At 69.9% G+C, this 18,848-nt stretch carries 14 protein-coding genes and 1 pseudogene; 11 read left to right on the forward strand and 4 right to left on the reverse strand.

All coding sequences use genetic code 11. The features are described from left to right. Window positions 1-16 precede the first annotated feature (16 nt). Genes ACH4SI_RS23750 through ACH4SI_RS23775 form a run of 6 tightly spaced genes read left to right on the forward strand, consistent with a single transcriptional unit; the run spans window position 17 to window position 6,060 of the window. Window positions 17-967, forward strand: a complete 951-nt coding sequence (locus ACH4SI_RS23750) for an ABC transporter permease (protein ID WP_398298683.1) — start codon at window positions 17-19, stop codon at window positions 965-967. Beyond that, on the forward strand, window positions 964-1,839 hold the full coding sequence (locus ACH4SI_RS23755) for an ABC transporter permease (RefSeq protein WP_398298685.1): 876 nt from the start codon (window positions 964-966) through the stop codon (window positions 1,837-1,839). The genes ACH4SI_RS23750 and ACH4SI_RS23755 overlap by 4 nt, the downstream gene beginning before the upstream one ends. Then, window positions 1,836-2,903 (forward strand): ABC transporter ATP-binding protein, encoded by a 1,068-nt coding sequence (locus tag ACH4SI_RS23760; protein WP_398298687.1) that lies wholly within the window; start codon window positions 1,836-1,838, stop codon window positions 2,901-2,903. Before ACH4SI_RS23755 ends, ACH4SI_RS23760 begins: the two co-directional genes overlap by 4 nt. Further along, a complete protein-coding gene (locus tag ACH4SI_RS23765; protein ID WP_398298689.1) occupies window positions 2,896-3,765 on the forward strand; it encodes an ATP-binding cassette domain-containing protein in 870 nt (289 codons plus the stop codon). Before ACH4SI_RS23760 ends, ACH4SI_RS23765 begins: the two co-directional genes overlap by 8 nt. Next, window positions 3,762-5,255 (forward strand): aldehyde dehydrogenase family protein, encoded by a 1,494-nt coding sequence (locus tag ACH4SI_RS23770; protein ID WP_398298691.1) that lies wholly within the window; start codon window positions 3,762-3,764, stop codon window positions 5,253-5,255. The genes ACH4SI_RS23765 and ACH4SI_RS23770 overlap by 4 nt, the downstream gene beginning before the upstream one ends. Before the next feature lie 7 nt (window positions 5,256-5,262). Continuing rightward, entirely contained in the window at window positions 5,263-6,060 is a 798-nt protein-coding gene (locus ACH4SI_RS23775) for an SDR family NAD(P)-dependent oxidoreductase (protein ID WP_398298693.1), read from the forward strand. Window positions 6,061-6,129: 69 nt separating this feature from the next. Here the strand turns inward: ACH4SI_RS23775 and ACH4SI_RS23780 are convergent, their stop codons facing one another. The 3 genes from ACH4SI_RS23780 to ACH4SI_RS23790 form a co-directional block, all read right to left on the reverse strand. Next, window positions 6,130-8,391 carry an arylsulfatase gene (locus tag ACH4SI_RS23780; RefSeq protein ID WP_398298695.1) on the reverse strand — a complete coding sequence of 754 codons (2,262 nt, stop codon included), beginning with the start codon at window positions 8,389-8,391 and terminating at the stop codon, window positions 6,130-6,132. 129 nt (window positions 8,392-8,520) lie between these two features. Further along, on the reverse strand, window positions 8,521-9,504 hold the full coding sequence (locus ACH4SI_RS23785) for a formylglycine-generating enzyme family protein (protein ID WP_398298697.1): 984 nt from the start codon (window positions 9,502-9,504) through the stop codon (window positions 8,521-8,523). A gap of 81 nt (window positions 9,505-9,585) precedes the next feature. Beyond that, window positions 9,586-10,059, reverse strand: coding sequence for a LysR family transcriptional regulator (locus tag ACH4SI_RS23790; RefSeq protein ID WP_398298699.1), 474 nt, complete (start codon window positions 10,057-10,059; stop codon window positions 9,586-9,588). Window positions 10,060-10,196: 137 nt separating this feature from the next. Here ACH4SI_RS23790 and ACH4SI_RS23795 point away from each other — a divergent pair, with 137 nt between their 5' ends. The 4 genes from ACH4SI_RS23795 to ACH4SI_RS23810 all read left to right on the forward strand — a co-directional run bounded on the left by ACH4SI_RS23795 (window position 10,197) and on the right by ACH4SI_RS23810 (window position 15,559). Next, the gene (locus tag ACH4SI_RS23795) at window positions 10,197-11,456 is read left to right on the forward strand and encodes an MFS transporter (protein WP_398298701.1); all 1,260 of its coding nucleotides are present in this window, start codon (window positions 10,197-10,199) and stop codon (window positions 11,454-11,456) included. A gap of 108 nt (window positions 11,457-11,564) precedes the next feature. Continuing rightward, window positions 11,565-11,957, forward strand: coding sequence for a nuclear transport factor 2 family protein (locus tag ACH4SI_RS23800; RefSeq protein WP_398298703.1), 393 nt, complete (start codon window positions 11,565-11,567; stop codon window positions 11,955-11,957). 528 nt (window positions 11,958-12,485) lie between these two features. Beyond that, window positions 12,486-13,877, forward strand: coding sequence for a glycoside hydrolase family 43 protein (locus tag ACH4SI_RS23805; RefSeq protein WP_398298813.1), 1,392 nt, complete (start codon window positions 12,486-12,488; stop codon window positions 13,875-13,877). 203 nt (window positions 13,878-14,080) lie between these two features. Then, complete coding sequence (locus ACH4SI_RS23810; RefSeq protein WP_398298705.1) at window positions 14,081-15,559, forward strand: short-chain fatty acid transporter; 1,479 nt, start codon at window positions 14,081-14,083, stop codon at window positions 15,557-15,559. A 159-nt stretch (window positions 15,560-15,718) separates the two neighbouring features. Here the strand turns inward: ACH4SI_RS23810 and ACH4SI_RS23815 are convergent. Then, window positions 15,719-16,093: pseudogene (locus ACH4SI_RS23815) on the reverse strand (LacI family transcriptional regulator); the annotation flags it as partial. Between the two features lie 819 nt (window positions 16,094-16,912). Between ACH4SI_RS23815 and ACH4SI_RS23820 the strand changes: the two are divergent. Next, window positions 16,913-18,775, forward strand: coding sequence for an ABC transporter ATP-binding protein (locus ACH4SI_RS23820; RefSeq protein ID WP_398298816.1), 1,863 nt, complete (start codon window positions 16,913-16,915; stop codon window positions 18,773-18,775). Window positions 18,776-18,848 lie beyond the last annotated feature (73 nt).

The raw sequence follows: 18,848 nt of genomic DNA on the forward strand, positions 1-18,848 counted from the left end.
AAGGCGACCTCATCCGATGATCGTCCGTCTAGTGCAGCGGATCGCGATCCTCCTGGCCGGCCTCGTCGTGAGCTCCATGCTGGTGTTCGCGTTCATGGCGGTGCTGCCAGGGGATCCGGCTCGCGTCGCCCTCGGCACCAGCGCGTCGGACTCGGCGGTGGCGCAACTGCGCGAGCAGTTCGGGCTCGACCGGCCGCTCGTGGTCCAGTACCTCCACTGGGTACAGGGCCTGGTGACCTTCGACCCGGGGAACTCCTACGTCTCCCACGCGCAGATCGGCCCGCAGATCGCCGACCGCCTCCAGGTCACCCTGTGGCTCGTCGGCACCGGGATGGTGCTCGCCTGCATCCTGGCGATCCCCATGGGCATCCTCATGGCGGTGCGGCACCGCAGGCCGTCCGGGCTCATTCTCTCGGCCCTGTCCCAGGTCGGCGTGGCCGTCCCGGCCTTCCTCGCGGGCATCCTCCTGATCACCGTGTTCGCGGTGGGGCTCGGGTGGCTGCCGGCGAACGGCTGGACACCTCCGGCGGAGGATCCGGCCCTGTTCCTCAAGCAGCTGGTGCTGCCCGCGCTGTCCCTCGGCATGGTGCAGGCGGCCATGCTCACCCGCTATGTCCGCAGCGCCGTGCTCGACGTCCTCCGGGAGGACTATCTGCGCACCGCTCGCGCCAAGGGACTCCGTCCGACGCAGGCGCTGCTGCGGCACGGCCTGCGGAACGCGGCGGTGCCCGTGGTCACCGTCCTGGGATTGCACCTCGCCACGCTGCTGGTGGGCGCCGTCGTCATTGAACGGGTCTTCGTCATCCCCGGGCTGGGGAGCCTGCTGCTGGACAGCGTCTCCAACCGGGACCTCATCGTGGTGCAGGACGTGGTCATGATCATCGCAATGGCGGTGCTGCTTGTGAACTTCCTGGTGGACCTCGTCTATCTGATGATCGACCCGAGGCTCAGGGTGGGTGCGTCATGAGTGCTCCGGTTACGGAATCCGCCGTCGCGTCCGAGGGGCCCGACGGCCGGCGGCGGCGCCCGGTGACGGGCAGCCTCCTGGTGGGCGGTCTCATCGTCGCGCTCGTGCTCGGCATGGCGCTGCTGTCCTTCGTGTGGACCCCGCACGACCCGACCCTGGTGAACTCCTCGGCGCGGCTGCAGGAGCCGTCGCTGGAGTACTGGTTCGGCACGGACAAATTCGGTCGCGACGTGTTCAGCCAGATCCTGATGGGCTCGCGCACCACCCTGTTCGTCGGCTTCGTGGCGGTGGGGGTCGCCGCCGTGGTGGGAGTGCCCCTCGGCATCGTCGCCGGGATGGGTCCCCGCTGGTTCGGCGAGCTGCTGATGCGCGGCAACGACATGCTCCTCGCCTTCCCGGCGCTCCTGCTGGCCATCATGTTCGCCGCCGTGTACGGCGCCAGCACGCTGGTCGCGATGGTCGCCATCGGCATCGCGTCCATCCCCAATTTCGCCCGCCTGATCCGCGGCGGCACCTTGCAGGTCATGAAGACCGAGTACGTCATCGCCGCGCGCGCGGCGGGCCGCGGGCCGTTCGCGATCGGCCTGCGGCATGTCCTGCCCAACGTCAGCAGTCTCGTCATCGTGCAGGCGTCGGTCGGTTTCGCCATCGCCGTACTCGCCGAAGCCGCCCTGTCCTTCCTGGGCTTCGGCACCCCGCCCCCCACCCCGTCCTGGGGCCGGATGCTCCAGGAGAGCCAGGAGCTGCTGTCGTCCGATCCCCGGCTGGCCGTCTTCCCGGGCGTCGCGATCGCGGTGGCGGTGCTCGGATTCAACCTCCTCGGTGACGGCCTGCGCGACCGTTTCGATCCCAAGCTGGAGGACCACCGATGACCCCGGTACCCGACACGGCACCGGCCTCCGGGCAGGGCTCCCCCGACGGCCCCGATGACGTCCTGGCCGTGCGCGAGCTCGACGTCACGGTGGGCGGCCGCAAGCTCGTCGAGGACGTCGACTTCACCATCCGGGCCGGGGAGCGGGTCGGCCTGATCGGTGAGTCGGGGTCGGGCAAGTCGCTGACCGCGCTGAGCGTCATGGGCCTGCTCCCCGAAGGGCTCCGGGCCACGGGGTCGGTGCGGCTCGCCGGCGTCGACCACAACCTGGTGGGTGCCGACGAGGCGCGGATGTCCCGGGTGCGGGGCAAGGAGATCGCCATGGTCTTCCAGGAGCCCATGACCGCCCTCAACCCCACCATGAAGGTCGGGCGGCAGATCGCCGAGGTGCTGCTGATCCACCGGACCCGGCCCGACCGGGCGTCCGCCCGGGCCGCCGCCGTGGAACTGCTGGCCCAGGTCGGGCTTCCCGATCCCAAGGCCGCCGCGGACGCCTATCCGCACCAGTTCTCCGGAGGTCAGCGGCAGCGGGTGGTGCTGGCCATCGCCCTCGCGAACGACCCCGCGCTGCTGGTCTGTGACGAACCCACCACCGCGCTCGACGTCACGGTGCAGGCGCGGGTGCTCGACCTGATCGTGCGGGGCGTCCAGGACCGCAGGTCGGCCATGCTCTTCATCACCCACGATCTGGCCGTGGTGGCCACCGCCTGCGAGCGGGTCATGGTCATGTACGGCGGGCGGGTGGTCGAGTCCGGCCCGGTCCGGGAGGTGTTCACGCGCCCCCGGCACCGCTACACCCAGGGCCTGATCGGCGCGTCGGACCTGACCGCGGTCGACGACCGCGGCCGGCTGGTCACGATCGGCGGGTCGGTCCCGCCGGCCGGGCAGTTCCCCGCCGGATGCGTCTTCAGAAACAGATGCGCCCAGGCGACCGAGGTGTGCGCCACCAGGCCGGAATGGGTGCCGACCGGGCCGGACTCCGGCTACGCCTGCTTCCACCCGGTATCGAAAAGCGGCGCACCCGGAACCGCCGTACCCATGAACCAGGAGGCCGGCCATGGCTGAGCAGCCGACCAGCGCCCCCCTCGCACCCGGCCAGGTGCCCGCCGTCAGCGTCCGTGACGTCACGCGCGACTACCGGCGGCCGCGCACCTCGCTGCTCCGCTCCAGCCCGCCGGTGCACGCCCTGCGCGGCGTCAGCTTCGACGTCCCGCAAGGGCAGCGGTTCGGCATCGTGGGCGAGTCGGGGTGCGGCAAGTCGACCCTGCTGCGGATTCTGGCCGGCCTCGACCGCCCCACCAGCGGCAGCGTCGCGATCGACGGCCGGGACATCACCGGGCTCCGGGAGCGACAGCTGAAGTTCGTCCGCGAGCGGCTCCAGCTCGTGTTCCAGGACCCGATGAGCGCGCTGGACCCGCGCATGCGCGTGGGCGAGATCGTGGCCGAGCCGCTCGTCGCGCAGGGACACGCGAACCGCCGGGAGCGGGTGGCCGAGCTGCTGGAGGCCGTCGGCCTGCGCGCCGACGCGGCGAACCGGTATCCGCACCAGTTCTCCGGCGGCCAGCGGCAGCGCATCTCCATCGCCCGCGCTCTCGCCCCCCGACCGAAGATCATCGTGGCCGATGAGCCGGTGAGCGCCCTGGACGTGTCCGTACGGGCCCAGGTGCTCAACCTCATCGCCGACCTCGTCGACGAGCTGTCCCTGACGCTGGTCTTCGTCTCCCACGACCTGTCCGTGGTCCGCCACGTGTGCGATCGGGTCGCGGTCATGCACGACGGACAGATCGTGGAGACCGGGTCCACGGAGCAGGTGTACGAGGACCCGCAGCATTCCTATACACGCAGGCTGATCGCCGCCGTTCCGACTCTGAGCAAAGCACTGTCCGGAGTGTCGGCGGCCGACCTCAACCGGGAGTACCAACCGTGACGACCGATGCCGAACCCGCCGACGGCGAAAACCCCGTGGCGGGGGCGTTTCCCGAGGGTCTTCCCATCGGCGACCACTGGGTCGAGGCACCCGCCACCGAAGACGTCCGCTTCCCCTACGACGGGACACTCGTCGCCCGGGCCCCCGTGGGGGACGCCGCCCTCGCACGCCAGGCGCTGGACGCGGCGGTGGCGGTCCGCGGGCAGGTCGGCGGACTCCCCTCGCACACCCGCAGGGCCGCGCTGCTCGCGACCCACGAGGCGGTCACCTCACGACGCGCGGACTTCGAGCGGCTCCTGGTCCTGGAGACCGGAAAGCCACTGGCCGACTGCCGGGTCGAGGTGGACCGCACCCTGCTGACCCTGCTGACGGCGGCCGAGGAAGTGGCCCGGCTGCACGGGGAGACGGTGCCGCTGGACCTGCTGCCGTCGGGTGAGGGGCTGCTCGGCTTCTGGACCCGCAAGCCGATCGGCGTCGTGGTGGGCATCGCGGGCTTCAACTACCCGCTGCTCCTCGCCACGCACAAGATCGCGCCCTCGCTGGCCGCCGGCTGCCCGATCATCGTCAAGCCCGCCCCGCAGACCCCGCTGGCCACCCTGTGGCTGGTGCACCTCCTCCGCGAGGCGCTGCGCTCCGGCGGCGCGCCACAGGCCGCGGTGCAGCTGGTGACCGGGGGCCCCGAGGTGGGCGTCACGCTGACCACCGACCGCCGGATCGGGGCGGTGTCCTTCACCGGTTCCGCCGCCGTGGGCCACCAGATCGCCCGGGACGCGGCACCCACCAAGGTACTGCTCGAACTCGGCTCCAACGCCGCCCTGGTGGTGGCGGCCGACGCCGACCTCGACGCCGCCGCCGACGCGGTCGTGCGCGGCGGCTACTACGCGTCGGGCCAGGCGTGCATCAGCGTGCAGCGGGTCATCGTGGTGGACGCCGTGCGGGAGGAGTTCGTGGCCCGCCTGACGGAGCGCGTGGCCCAGGTGGCCGTGGGCGATCCCCGCGATCCGGCGACGCGCGTCTCGGCGCTCATCGACAAGCGGTCGACCGAGCGGGTGCGTGCGTGGCTGGCCGAGGCGGTGGAGGCGGGAGCGACGCTCGCGGCCGGGGGCCGGGTCACCGGCGGGGTGATCGAGCCCACCGTGCTGCTCGACGTAAACCGCCCCGTGTCCGTCTGGGACGAGGAAGTCTTCGGCCCCGTGGTCGCGGTGCGGTCCGTCCCCGATCTGGAGACGGCCTTCGACCTGGTCAACGACTCGCGCTACGGACTGCACGCGAGTGTCTACACCAGCGCCCTGGACACGGCGTTCACCGCTCTCGACCGCCTGGAGGTGGGCGGAGTGGTCGTCAATGAGGTTCCCGGCTTCCGTTCCGACGTCATGCCGTACGGCGGCGTGAAGGACTCCGGGGCCGGGCGGGAGGGCCCGAGGTTCGCCATCGAAGAGCTGACCGTGACCCGTATGGCAGTGATCCGTCCGACGACAAAGAAGCCGTGAGGACCACATGCAAGCACAGGACCGTACCGATGCGGTGGACGCGTACTCCCGCCTGTTCCGGCTCGACGGCCGCAAGGCCGTCGTGGTGGGCGCGGGCAGTGGAATCGGCCGCGAGAGCGCCCTGGCCCTCGCCGCACACGGCGCCACGGTCGTGTGCGCCGACCGGGACCTGACGGCGGCCGAGGAGTCGGCGTCGATGGGGCCGGGCCTCAGCCCGTACGCCCTCGACGTGCTCGACGGCGAGGCGGTGGCGCGGGCCGCCGAGGAGCTGGGCCACGTCGACGTGCTCGTCTTCACCGCCGCGACCAACGTGCGCAAACCCCTGCTCGACTACACGGCGGAGGAATTCGAGCGGGTCGTGGCGCTCAATCTGCGCGCGTCGTTCGACCTGGTGCGGGCGTTCGGCCGTGGCATGGCCGAACGCGGCGGGGGAAGCATCATAGGCTTCAGCTCGATCCGCGCGGTGGCCGTCGAGCCGGGACAGGGGGTGTACGCGGCCACGAAGGCCGGCCTCGTCCAGATGATGCGGACCGCGGCGGCCGAGCTGGGCCCGTCCGGCGTGCGGCTGAACACCGTCGCCCCGGGCATCGTGGACACACCGCTGACCGCGCAGATCAGGGCCGTGCCGGAGTGGTCGGAGGCCTACGCGACCAAGAGTGCCCTGGGCCGCTGGTCCCGGCCGGACGAGCTGGCCGGTGCCGTCGTCTACCTCGCGTCGGAGGCGTCGTCCTTCGTCACGGGGAGCCAGCTCTTCGTGGACGGAGGCTGGACGGCGATCGACGGGCGCTATACGCCGCCCAGCTGACCGGACGTCGGACACACGCTCAAGGCCCCTCTTCCGCGGAAGAGGGGCCTTGAGCCGTCAGGGGCAGGATCAGTCGATGCGCTCGAAGGGTTCCGCGCCCTCTTCGTCCGGCGCGACCGTGAAGACGACCTTCTCGAACCCTCCGGTGAACGCGAATTCGCCGTCATAGCCGGCCGAGGAGGGCGACAGGGTGTCCCGTCCGACGTCGAGGCCCTGCCACCCCAGGAAGTGCGGAAGAACCCGCGGAATGTCCTCGGTGCCGACCGGCCTCCCCGACACGTAGAGGTGTCCCACGCCCCGCATGTCGCCGGTCTTGACGAACTCGAAGGCCAGCTCCGCCGGGCCGGTCGGGAGTTCTTCCGTCGAGGTCACCGTGTACCGGGTGCCGAGGAAGTTGTACTCGTAGACCAGCCGGTTGTCCTTGACGTACAGGACGTATCCGCTGCTGATGTTGCCCAGGGACACCAGGACACCCTCGTCCGACGCGGCGGCCCGGTCGACGTACGCGGTGATGCGGTGCGCGCGGTTCATCACGGGTGGTACGGCGGCGATGGGCAGATGGGCCATGCCGGGGTAGTAGGTGAAGGTGGTGCGCATACGCGGGGAGCCGGGACGCGGAATCTTCGCCCGGTAGGCGAACCCGTTGTCGTCCAGCGGCAGCACATCGTACTTTCCCGCTTCCACCCAGAAGCGGGCGATCATCTTCTGGAGTTGCTCGGGCTCCGCCTGCGCCAGGTCCTTGCACTCCGAGAAGTCGGTGTCGTGGTGGTACAGCTCCCACTGGTCGTCGTCGAACGACGATCCGCGCTGGTGGAAGGAGACGGCCTTCCAGCCGTCGTGCCAGATCGCGCGGTGCCCGAACATCTCGAAGTACTGGGCCTCCTTGCGCGTCGGCGCGGTCGGCGAGCCGAAGGTGTAGGCCATGCTGACACCGTGGATCGGCATCTGCGGGACGCCGTTGTAGACCTCGGGAGCCTGCACACCGATCAGGTCGAAGAGGGTCGGCATGATGTCGTTGACATGGTGGAACTGCTGCCTGACCTCACCGGTGCGCGGCAGCCCCCTGGGCCACTGCACGATGAGCGGGCAGCGGACACCGCCTTCGTGGGTGTTCTGCTTGTAGCGCTTGAACGGTGTGTTTCCCGCCTGCGCCCAGCCCCACGGGTAGTTGGCGTGCGCGCGTGAGGTGCCGATGTCGTCGATCCGCGCGACCATCTCCTCGAGATCCTCGGCGATGCCGTTCTGGAACGCGGTGGGGTTGAGCGACCCCTTCTGCCCGCCTTCCTGGCTGGCCCCGTTGTCCGAGAGCAGGACGGTGATGGTGTTCTCCATCTGTCCTATCTGCTCCAGGAACTCCATGAGCCGGCCGATCTGGTGGTCGGTGTGGTCGAGCATGGCCGCGTATGCCTCCTGGAGGCGTACGGACAGCTTCCTCTCGTCGTCCGACAGCTCGTCGAAGGGCACGACCCCGGGGTTGCGCGGCGCCAGTCCGGTGCCCGGCGGCAGGATGCCGCGTTCGATCTGGCGGGCGTGCCGGGTGGCGCGCTCGGCGTCCCAGCCGTGGTCGAACCGGCCCCGGTACTTGTCCAGGTATTCCTGGGGAGCCTGGTGCGGGGCGTGGGCCGCGCCGAATGCCAGGTACAGGAAGAAGGGCTTCTCCGGAGTGACCGACGTCTGGTCGCGGACGAATTCGATCGACCGGTCGACCAGGTCCTCGCTGAGGTGATAGCCCTCTTCCGGGGTCTTCGGCGGGTCCACGGCGTGGTTGTCGTGGAACAGCTCCGGATAGAAGCTGTCCGTCTCGGCTTCCAGGAATCCGTAGTAGCGCTCGAACCCGCGCGACAGCGGCCACTGGGTGTACGGGCCGGACGGGGTGGTCTGCTCCATCGGCGCCAGGTGCCACTTGCCCACGGCCATGGTGTTGAAGCCGCTGTCGCGCAGCACCTCGGGCAGGGTCGCGGCGGCCGTGGTGATCCGTCCGCGGCCGCTGGGGAAGCCGGTGTCGAAGTTGGACAGCATGCGCATGCCGACGGAGTGATGGTTCCGGCCGGTCAGCAGGGAGGCACGGGTCGGCGAACACAGCGTGGTGGTGTGGAAGTTCGCGTAGCGAAGGCCGCCGGTGGCGAGGGCGTCCATGGCCGGGGTGCCGATGTCCGAACCGAAGCAGCCGAGGTCGGAGAAGCCGACGTCGTCGAGCACGATGACCACGACATTGGGCGTGTCCTCGGCAGGCGTCTGCTGCTCGGGCCACCAGGGAGTCGACTCCTCGTAGGTGGTGCCGATCTTGCCTTGAAAAGTACCGCTCGCGGACGACGGAGAGGCGTGGGTCATCCAGGACGCTCCTTTTTGCGTGGAGGCCGGCAGACCGCTGGAGGCTCCGAGCAGCGCTCCAGTTAACTGGTCTTACCAGTAATCCGTGTAAGTTTCACCCGCTCCTTCAGCCGTGTCAACCAATTGCCGTCACCGGGTCGGGGGCACGTCCGCCGCGCAGCGGAACCCCATGTGGCCGGTGCTGCTGTCCGGTGTGTTGGAGGTGCGCGCGGCGACGCGGTAGCGGTTGCAGTACGACGCGTGGCACAGATAGGAGCCGCCGCGGATCACCTTCGCCTCCCCGGCGGGAGGCCCGGCCGGGTCCTGGCGGGTCTCCGGGCGGTCGGCCGCGTGCCACGTGGTGCTCCACCAGTCGGAGCACCACTCCCACACATTGCCCGATGTGTTGTACAGGCCGAAGTTGTTGGCCCGGTAGGTCTTGACCGGCGCGGTCCCCAGATACCCGTCCTCACTCGTGTTGACCTGCGGGAACTCCCCCTGCCAGATGTTGCACCGGTGCTGCCCCCGGGGCAGCAGCTCATCCCCCCAGGGGAAGCGGGAGCGTTCCAGACCGCCACGCGCCGCCCTCTCCCACTCCGCCTCCGTGGGCAGGCGCTTGCCCACCCATTCCGCGTAAGCGGACGCGTCGCGCCAGGAGACATGGACGACGGGATGGTTCGACAGCTCGGTCCACGACGACCCCGGCCCGTAGGGGGCCTGCCAGCTCGCCCCGTCCACCGCGAGCCACCAGGGCGCCTGCGCCACCGTGCCGTCACGCACCATGCGCCGGGCATCGGGGTGGACGAGTGCGTAGAACACGTAGGACCAGCCGTGGCGCTCCGCATCGGTACGGTAGCCGCTGGCGCGCACGAACGCCGCGAACTGGCGGTTGGTGACGGCGGTGGCGTCGATGAGGAACGGCGAAAGCCGCACCTCCCGGACCGGGCCCTCACCGTCCTCGGGAAACGCGTCGGCGTCGTCGCCTCCCATCGGATACGTCCCTCCGGGGATGCGCACCATGGCACGCAGCGCTTGTGCCCGGTCCCGCTCCGGGGCCCGGAGCGGCGGCGCGGTGGACGGCCCGGGATTCTCCTGGTCGCCCCCTGAGCTGGGAGCGCAACATGCGCCTGACATGGTTCCTCCGACCGCGGGTGCTGTTCCGTGGGCTCGAGCGTACGACCCGCCACGACCGGGGATGCCGGGAGCCGGAGCCGTTCACCGTGCCCAGGTGGGTGTCCAGGTCCCGGCGTCGGAGTGGCCGGACCGCCCGGAGTCGAGGTGCTGGCGGAGGGCGGCGAGGGCCGGGTGGGCGTTGCCGTGGTGCCACAGCAGGGAGTGCCGGTAGACCGGGGTCGGGTCGCGCAGGGGAATGCGGCGCAGGTCGGCGGCCGGGGCGAGCCGTCGGCCGATCACGTCGACGCGCAGCGCGCGGCGGCCGGGACACACGGAGGCGACGGCCCGCGCCTCGGCCTGGAGAAGTTCGCGGGCGTGGGGCAGAAACGCCTGTCCGTCGATGGTGAGCTTCGCTCCCCGCGCGGTGCGGGTGAACAGCCGCACCCCGAGGCCCTTCTCCAGCGTGGCGATGCGCTTGGAAACCGCCTGCTGGGTGACCGCCAGGTCGGCGGCGGCGTCCTGGAACCGCCCCGCCTCCGCGGTGGTCACGAAGGTGCGCACGGCATCGAGATCCACGCCGGACAGGCATATCCACACAACCGCTGGTTGTGCTGTACGGCTGCTCGGTTGTTTGATCCGGGCCGCCTGCTCTCGCTTTGATACCGACGGTCAGCGTGCGGTTGTTCAGGTCGGCGGCGAGAGGTGCGTGGGACATGGCGGGTGGACGGGGGCTGGGGCGTCGGTTCGGGTGGTTGTGGGCGGCGTATGCGGTCAGCTCGTACGGCACATGGTTCGGATTCGGCGCCTTTCCCCTGATCGCGGTCCTCGTGCTGCACTCCGGGCCGGCCGAGGTGGCGGCGCTGGCCGCCACGGGACGGGCCGTGGGGGCCGTGGTCGCGGTGCCGCTCGGTCCGTGGGTGGAGTTCCGCCGTAAGCGGCCGGTCATGGTGGCGATGGACCTGACGCGATGCGCGGCGATGATCAGCGTCCCCGTCGCGTTCGCGCTCGGCCGGCTCACCTTCGCACAACTCCTCGTCGTCTCCATCGCCGTCGCCGCGGCCAACATCGCCTTCAACGCGGCTGGCGGCGCATATCTGAAGGCGCTCCTGCCGCCGGGAGACCTGCTCGTCGCCAACAGCCGCCTGGAGTCCACGACATGGACCGCGACGGTGGTCGGACCACCGCTCGGCGGGGCCGCGATCGGGATGTTCGGCCCGGTGACGACCGTGGTGGCCGATGCGGTCAGCTACCTGCTCTCGGCGCTCGGCATCCGCGCCATCAGCGGGACGGAACCCCATCCCGCGCGCACCGGCGCACCGCGGCTGCGCGCGGGCGATCTGCTCGAAGGGTGGCGCCACATCCTCACCCATTCCGCGCTGCGCCCGCTGTTCTTCAACGCGCTCGTGGTCAACGGCCTGATCATGGCCTCCGAACCGCTGCTCGCCGTACTTCTGGTGGGCCGCCTGGGATTCGCACCCTGGCAGTACGGTCTCGCGTTCGCGGCCCCTTGCGTCGGCGGTCTCATCGGCTCACGCATGGCGCGCCCGCTCGCCGCGCGGTTCGGGCAGCACCGGGTGCTCCTCATCGCCGGGACGCTGCGCGCGTGCTGGCCCGTCGGGCTGGCGTTCGTCCAGCCCGGTGTCCCCGGGATCGTCCTGGTCATCGCCGTCCAATTCGGCCTGGTGACCTGCTGCGGCCTGTTCAACCCCCTGCTGGCCACCTCCCGGCTCGACCACACCGACTCCGGCCGGGTCGCCCGCACCCTGACCGCGTGGTCGGTCAGCAGCAGCGCCGCCATCGCGGCCGTGACCGCCCTGTGGGGTCTGCTGGCCACCGCCACCGGCCCCCGTACCGCCATCGCCGCCGCCGGAGTCCTCCTCCTGGCCACTCCGCTGCTGCTCCCACGCCGCGAGAACGCGCCCCCGGACAAGCTCACCGGTGCCGCGGAGGCCGCCTGCGAGCCGGCCCCCTAGACACGGCAGGGCCGGGCCGACGGGATCGCCGCCACGGGCAGCGAGGACGACCTCCATCTGGGCTACTTCCTGTGTGCCGACGGCCGGAGCCCGACCGATGCTGGTCCCATGACCGACTCCCCGGACATCGCCCTCGTACGTCGCTTCTACGCGTCCGGCACGGCTCCGGAGGTCACCGCCGAGATCCTGGCGCCGGACATCGTCTGGGACATCACTCCCGGCTTCCCCAACGGGGGGACCCACCACGGCTCCGACAGCGTGGCCCGTGACTTCTTCGGCCCGCTCAGGCCGAACTTCGAGGCTTTCGGACCGGTACCCGAGCAGTTCTACACGGACGGCGACCACCACGTGTTCGTGCTCGGGCACTACCACGCCGAGACCAAGCGCGGGATCACGGCGGACGTGCGGTTCATCCACCTGTGGACCGTACGTGACGGCAAGCTCGCCCGCCTGGTGCAGGCCGCCGACAGCCACGTTCTGCGGCAGGCGCTGAACGGCTGAGACCGCCGCGGCCGAACGCCGCTTTCGCGATCGCGCCGAGCACGAGTTCGACGACGATGGTGGCAAGCCACAGCGTCGGCGTCATGCGGTCGATACGGAACGCGGCCCGCCGCCCACGACACCGTTGCCGCCGAAGCACCGGCGGGAGCGCAGCTGATGGCGATGGTGCTGATCCGGAACAGCCCGAGCAGGCCGGCCTGCGGCGGCCTGCTGTGCGCGTCGGCCAGGGGCACCGAGTCGACACCTGAGGGGACGGGACATGTCCTGGGCCGACGCCCTTGTGTCCAGAAGCCGCTGTCGCCATGGGTACCCAGCGGTGACGCGTCTTCTCACGGCGAGACCGGCGTTCACTCGACAGAATGATTGACGCATCAGTCACCACGGTCTACCTTCTGATCGATTTACCGAACCCCGTTCGAAATACCGACACTGTCTGGTTCCTGACTGCATAGCTCATGTCCCCGCACCCCCCGAGCCGCAGCCGCTCGCCCGGCTCATGCACCACCCTTGGAGACCAAGATGAGTGCAATGCCCTGCCCCGGCCCCCAGCCGTCCCGGCGCCGCTTCCTCGGCATGGCCGCCGCCACTCCCCTGGCGGCATCCGGCGCACTGGCCCTCGGCGCCGGTACAGCCCACGCCGCCGACTCCGCTTATGCGATGTGCTACTTCACCGAGTCGACCAGCCTCGGCGCGGGCACCGACTACGGCCTCCACCTCGCCGTCAGCACGGACTCCCTCAACTGGACACCGCTGAACCAGAACAACCCCGTGGTCACCCCCACTGCGGGCGCCCTCGGCCTGCGCGACCCCTTCCTCATGCGCAAACGGGACGGCACATTCGTCGTCCTTGCCACCGATCTCAAGGGGACCGACTGGAGTTACAACAGCCAGTACATCCATGTCTGGGACTCCACGGACTTACGCGCCTTCACCGGCTACCGGCGGCTGAAGCTGCACGACATGACCACCCACAGCTGGGCCCCCGAGGCGTTCTGGGACGCGGGCAGAGGGCAGTACGCGGTCATCTACTCCTCGGTCAACTCCAGCGGCCACAACGTGATCATGGTCAACTACACCAGCGACTTCGTCACCGCCTCCGCCCCGCAGGTCTTCTTCGACCCCGGCTACGACGTGATCGACGGAGACTTGGCCGTCGGAGTCAACGGCTACAACTACTTGTTCTTCAAGAAGAACCAGACACTGGTGGCGGCACGCTCCACCTCCCTGAACCCGGGCAGCTTCACGGAGTTCAGCGCCGGTGTCGCACACGGCGGCACCGAGGCCCCGACCGTCTACAAGTCCCTGACCTCGAACACCTGGTACCTGTGGGGCGACACCTACACCCCCAACGGTGTCTTCTACGCCTGGCAGAGCGCCAACCTCGCTTCCGGCACCTGGACCGCGCTCGACCAGAAGACCTACACCCAGCCTGTCAACTCCAAGCACTGCGGCATCACGACGATCAGCACGACCGAGTACAACAACCTGATGGCCACATGGGGCGCCCCGGCCTGGAACCGGCTGAAGTCGTACAACTATCCGGCCCGTTACGTCCGCCACTCCGACTACGTCGGCCGCATCGACACATACCCCTTCGACCCGTACACCGACTCGCTGTGGAAGCTGGTGCCGGGCCTCGCCGACAGCTCGGGGGTCTCGTTCCAGTCGGTCAGCCACCCCACGCGCTATCTGCGCCACTACGACTACCAGCTCAGACTGGACGTCAACGACGGGACATCGACGTACGCCGCGGACGCCACCTTCTACCGCACGGCCGGTCTGGCCGACTCGACCTGGGCTTCCTTCCGCTCGTACAACAACCCCACCCGCTACCTCCGCCACTCCGACTACGTCCTGCGCATCGACCCCATCTCCACGGCGGCGGAGCGGCAGGACGCGACCTTCCGTGTCGGCTACTGAGCGCCGGAGCCCCTGAGGACCGCACCGCATCGCCACGCGCCGGCTCCACCCACGCGCCGGTGATCCTCCATGGGGATGATCCACATGGTGCGGCCCCAACCGATGTGCGACTCCCCCATTGCCTCGTGCAATTGCTCCCCACCAGTATCTTCCGCACCTCGCCCTGCGATGGGTCGGGCTGCTCGAATGAACTGGAGATCCGTATGACCACGAACCGCTTCAAGACATCGGAAGCGGAGGTGAGCGGCGGTGAGACCTGGCTTGCCCGCCTGGCGCTGCGGTTCACCCGCTTCTCCGAGAAGTGGCTGCCCGACGCTCTCGGCTTCGTCCTGATCGGCACCTTCGTGGTCCTTGCCCTGGGACTCGTCTCAGGGGAAAGTCTGCTCGGCACGCCGAGCGACCCGGAAGCGACCAGCGGCTTCGGCCTCGTGGACGCATGGGGCAAAGGATTCTGGTCGCTCATAGAGTTCACCCTGCAGATGGCGATCATCGTCATCGCCGGCTACGCGGTCGCGGTCTCGCCGCCGGTCGCCCGCCTCATCGCCCGGCTCGCCGCCCTGCCCCGGACTCCGCGCGGCGCCATCACGTTCACCGCCACCATCGCCATGGCCACCTCCTACGTGAACTGGGCCTTCAGCCTCGTCTTCACCGCCATCCTCGCCAAGGAGATCGCCCGCCGACTGCCCGGAGTCGACTACCGCGCCATCGGAGCCATGGCCTTCCTCGGGCTCGGCACCGTGTGGGCCCAGGGCCTGTCGGGCTCGGCCGCGCTGCAGGTGGCCAGCGCGGCCTCCAGCCCCGCCGCCGTGCAGAAGATCATCGCCGAGGAGCGTGGCAGCGGGGTCATTCCCCTGACCGACACCATCTTCCTCTGGCAGGGCATCGTGGCCACGGCGGTCGTCTTCGCGGTCGCGGTCACCATGGCGTGGTTCCTGGCCCCGTCCCCGGAACGTGCGATGACCGCGGAGCGCCTCGGCATCGATCTCGGTCCCGCGCTCCGCACGAAGAGCCCGAACGACCGGCGCAGCCGCCCCGGCGAATGGGTCGAGTTCAGCCCGACCCTCACGATCGCGCTCTTCGTTCTGGGCGTGTGGTATCTCGCCCGCCACTTCGCCCAGGCCGAGGGCAATCCGCTCAACGCCCTCGATCTGAACACCGTCAACCTGATCCTCATCCTGCTGGCCCTCATCCTGCACTGGCGGCCCGTACACCTCGCCCGGGCCTTCAGAGAGGGAGCACCGGCCGCCTCGGGCGTGTTGCTGCAATTCCCCTTGTACGGCGGCATCTTCGGAATGATCGCCTTCACCGGACTGCACCAGACCATCGCGGACTGGCTTGTGTCGGTGTCGAACGAGTACTTCTACCCGGCCCTCATCGGTATCTACAGCTGTGTGCTCGGAGTGTTCGTACCCAGCGGTGGTGGCAAGTGGGTGGTGGAGGCGCCCTACGTCCTCGGGGCGGCCAACGAACTCCACGTGAACCAGGGCTGGATGGTCGTGGTGTACGACCTCGGCGAGGCCAGCGCCAATCTGCTCCAGCCGTTCTGGATGCTTCCCACCCTCGCGATCCTCGGCCTGAAGGCGCGCGACATCATGGGCTACACCTTCGCCATGTTCCTCGCGTTGTTTCCCACGGTGCTCGTCCTCGTGACGTTGCTCGCTCAGACCCTGACCTTTCCCTGACGGATCGAAGCACCCTCTCATCACTGACGGCCGCGGCCCTCCATTCGCGGCCGTCATCTTCGCGGTCGAGCCGGGCGGTCGTCGAGCAGACGAATCGACAGCGCCCCGCGGCACCATCCGACCGGGCCCGGGGCCACGGCCCGCCAGACCACGGACATCCGGCAGTGCCTTGTTGGCCCGCATGATGGCCTGGCACGCGCGGCACACGTCCTGGCGAAGATCGTGGTTCAGCACTGCGGACAGGCGGCGTTCGCGCAGGAGTCGCGTGTTGTCGTGGTCAAGATCGTGTGCGATGAAGACGGCGCATGACCTTCCCAGGGCGTCGAACGCGTCCAGGGTGGCGAGGCGCATCGCGCTGCGGAATCCCATGTCGCGCTCCTCCTCACCGCGGAAGGATCCCCCGCTGATCGTGGTGAGCACGGTCCCGGCCCGGTCACCGAGCCACTGTTCGAGGAGGTAGGCGGCGGTGGCGCCGGCCGCGCGGTTGTCGATGCCGATGTACGCCAGGCGCGCGCTGTGGGGCAGGTCGGTGAGCTGCCTGCCCTCGAAGGCCGCGAACCGGATCAGATCGCCGGAGCGGGACGCCTCGCCGGTGGCCTCGTGCGCGGGCGTACGGCGCCAAGCCGCCGGCCTCCCGCTCCGCCTCGGCGAGGGCGGCCTCGACATCCCCGGTTCCGGCGAGGGCCACGGTGCCCGCCGTCGAGCCGTCGAACCGTCGAACGGGGACGTGACCTCTCGAGTCCAGCCGGTTTCCCCGGCCGCCTGCCACCGGCTGCCGCCATGGCTGCCGCCTAAAAGGGGCAACGGCCAGGCCGTTTACGTGCTCGCAACTGCTAGGTCCACGGAAAGGGTTGGTGAAGCCGCAATCCCCCGACCGGGTGATGTCACCCCGTTCGAACGGGCGGGACCCGGCGAACCCACAGCGGCAAGCGAACCGCCACCTTTCAGAACCTTTGTTCCTCGGTTAGCCGTAACGATGCCCCATCTGGCTCCGTTCTTAGAGCACCAGTGCCCCTCGTGCACCCACTTGGAGGACGCCATGAGTCCCGGACTCGACCTCGTGCATCAGCCTCTTGGATTCGAACGGCGGCGGCCTCTCGCGGCCCTGCTCAGCCTCGACGTGCAGAAGATTGACGCCACTGGCCGCCGCTCGGCACAACGGGATACGAGGTGGGCGGCATGAGCGACCGTCACGATGCACCGCCCTCCGGTGAAGTTGGCGTTCCGGCGCCGCGGTCCGCCCCGCTCCCCCAACCGCCCGCGACGACGCCGGCCGGACCACAGGACGGACCGGGCGCCCCTCCTGAAGCCCAGCCGACCACCGCTGCGGAGGCGGAGGCTCCCGAGTCGCAGATGCGGTACGTGGACGTGACCGGAAGCCGTGAAGCGGCCGGCCGCTCGATCCGGATGAGCGACATGGCCAGGCGTTTACCCCAGTTGGTGCGCCGGTCACTGGCACTGGCCTGGCGGGTCGACCGAGCGGCGACCCTCGGCCTCCTGCTGTGCCAGGCAGTCGCCGGCGTGATGCAGGCTTTGGGCCTTGTCGCCATCAGCGGCACCCTGACCGCGCTGCTGGCCAGCGGAGACGTCTACCACCGGCTCCTGGAGGCGTGGCCGTCCGTGGCCCTGCTGGCCGGGGCGTCCGGCGTGCGGGCGCTCCTGGGCATCACCGTCGGCTGGCTGTCTTCCCGGCTGGGTCCGCTGATGTCGCGGGAGGCCGAGCAGATGCTGCTCACGGCCTGTGCCGAGGTGGAGCTGTGTGCCTACGACGAGCCTGACTTCAATCGCGACCGCGAGGCCGCCGACCGTGGAGCGCAGGTCACCGGGGACCTGATCGACGAGGGGCAGGACCTGATCGCCTCGACGGCGTCCTTCCTCGCCGGGGCCGTCGTGCTGACCGGAGTGCATTGGGTTCTCCTGCCGCTCCTGGTGGCGGCGAGCCTGCCGCAGGCCCTGGCACAGGTCAGCGCCGCACGAGTGCGCTACCTGGCGAACCTTCGCAGCAACGGCGACCTCCGGATGCTGTCGGTGCTGCGCTGGAACATCTACACCAAGGACGCCGCCGACCAGATCCGTGCCGGGACCATGGCCCCCTTCCTCTCCGGCCGGTACCGGCAGACGGTCGCCCGGATCAACCGCGAGGACAGGGCCGCGGCCGACAAAGGGGCGCGCATGTCCCTGGTCGGTGCGCTGTGCGGAGGTGCGGGTTCGGCGATCGTGTGGGGGGCGGTGGTGTGGCTGCTGGCCACCAGCCGCATCAATGTCGGGCACGCGGGAACGGCCATCTTCGCCCTGCAGACCGTGGGCCAGTCGGTCCGCGGATTGGTGGGCGTCGGGGCGCGCGCCGTGCGCACGGGGCTGTACATGGACGACTGGAGCGGTTTCCTCGACAAGGCCGGAGGGTTCCGCATGCGCCGAGGTGCGTGCCGGCCCCAGCCGCCGGAGAAGATCGAGATCAAGTCGGTCTCCCACCGCTACGCCGGGAAGGACCAGAACGCGCTGTCCGAGGTTTCGCTCACCCTGCGCCGCGGCGAGGTCACCGCGCTGGTGGGCTACAACGGCTCCGGGAAGTCGACGCTGTCGAAGCTCGTCAGCGGCCTGTACCTGCCCACCCACGGGCAGGTGCTGTGGGACGGCACCCCCACCGGCGACGCCGATCCGCAGGCGCTGTGGCAGCAGGTGGCCTTGGTGCCGCAGAACTACGCCCACTGGCCACTGACGGTGCGCGAGAACATCACCCTCGGACAGCCCTCACCCCGGGGCGACGCGGCGGTGCGTGAGGCATGCGCGGCTGCCGACGCCGACGAAGTCGTCGACAAGCTCGGCGCCGGTCTGGACACCCTCCTGGCCCGGGAATGGCTCAACGGGGAGGAGCTGAGCGGTGGCCAGTGGCAACGCATCGCTCTGGGGCGGGCGTTCTTCCGCGAGGCGGGGTTGCTGGTCCTCGACGAGCCGACAGCGAACCTCGATCCCCGGGCCGAGTACCGGATCTTCCACCGGCTGCGGGACCTGGCACGAGACCGGGTGGTGCTGCTGGTGACCCACCGCATCACCAACGTCGCCGTGGCCGACCGGATCGTGGTCCTCGACGACGGCCGGATCGTGCAGGAAGGCACCTACGCACAGCTCCTCCGGCAACCGGGCCTGTTCCAGCAGTTGCTGTCCTACCAGGTCACCTCCGAGCCGGACGGCGAACAACGCGGGACACACGCATGAGCCGCCCCGATACCGCTTCAGGAAGCCCAGCCCGGACCGCCCCGCCCACCGCCACCTACTCCTTCGAACGACC

This window comes from Streptomyces sp. NPDC021212 (genome assembly GCF_044332925.1).
Classification (GTDB): domain Bacteria; phylum Actinomycetota; class Actinomycetes; order Streptomycetales; family Streptomycetaceae; genus Streptomyces.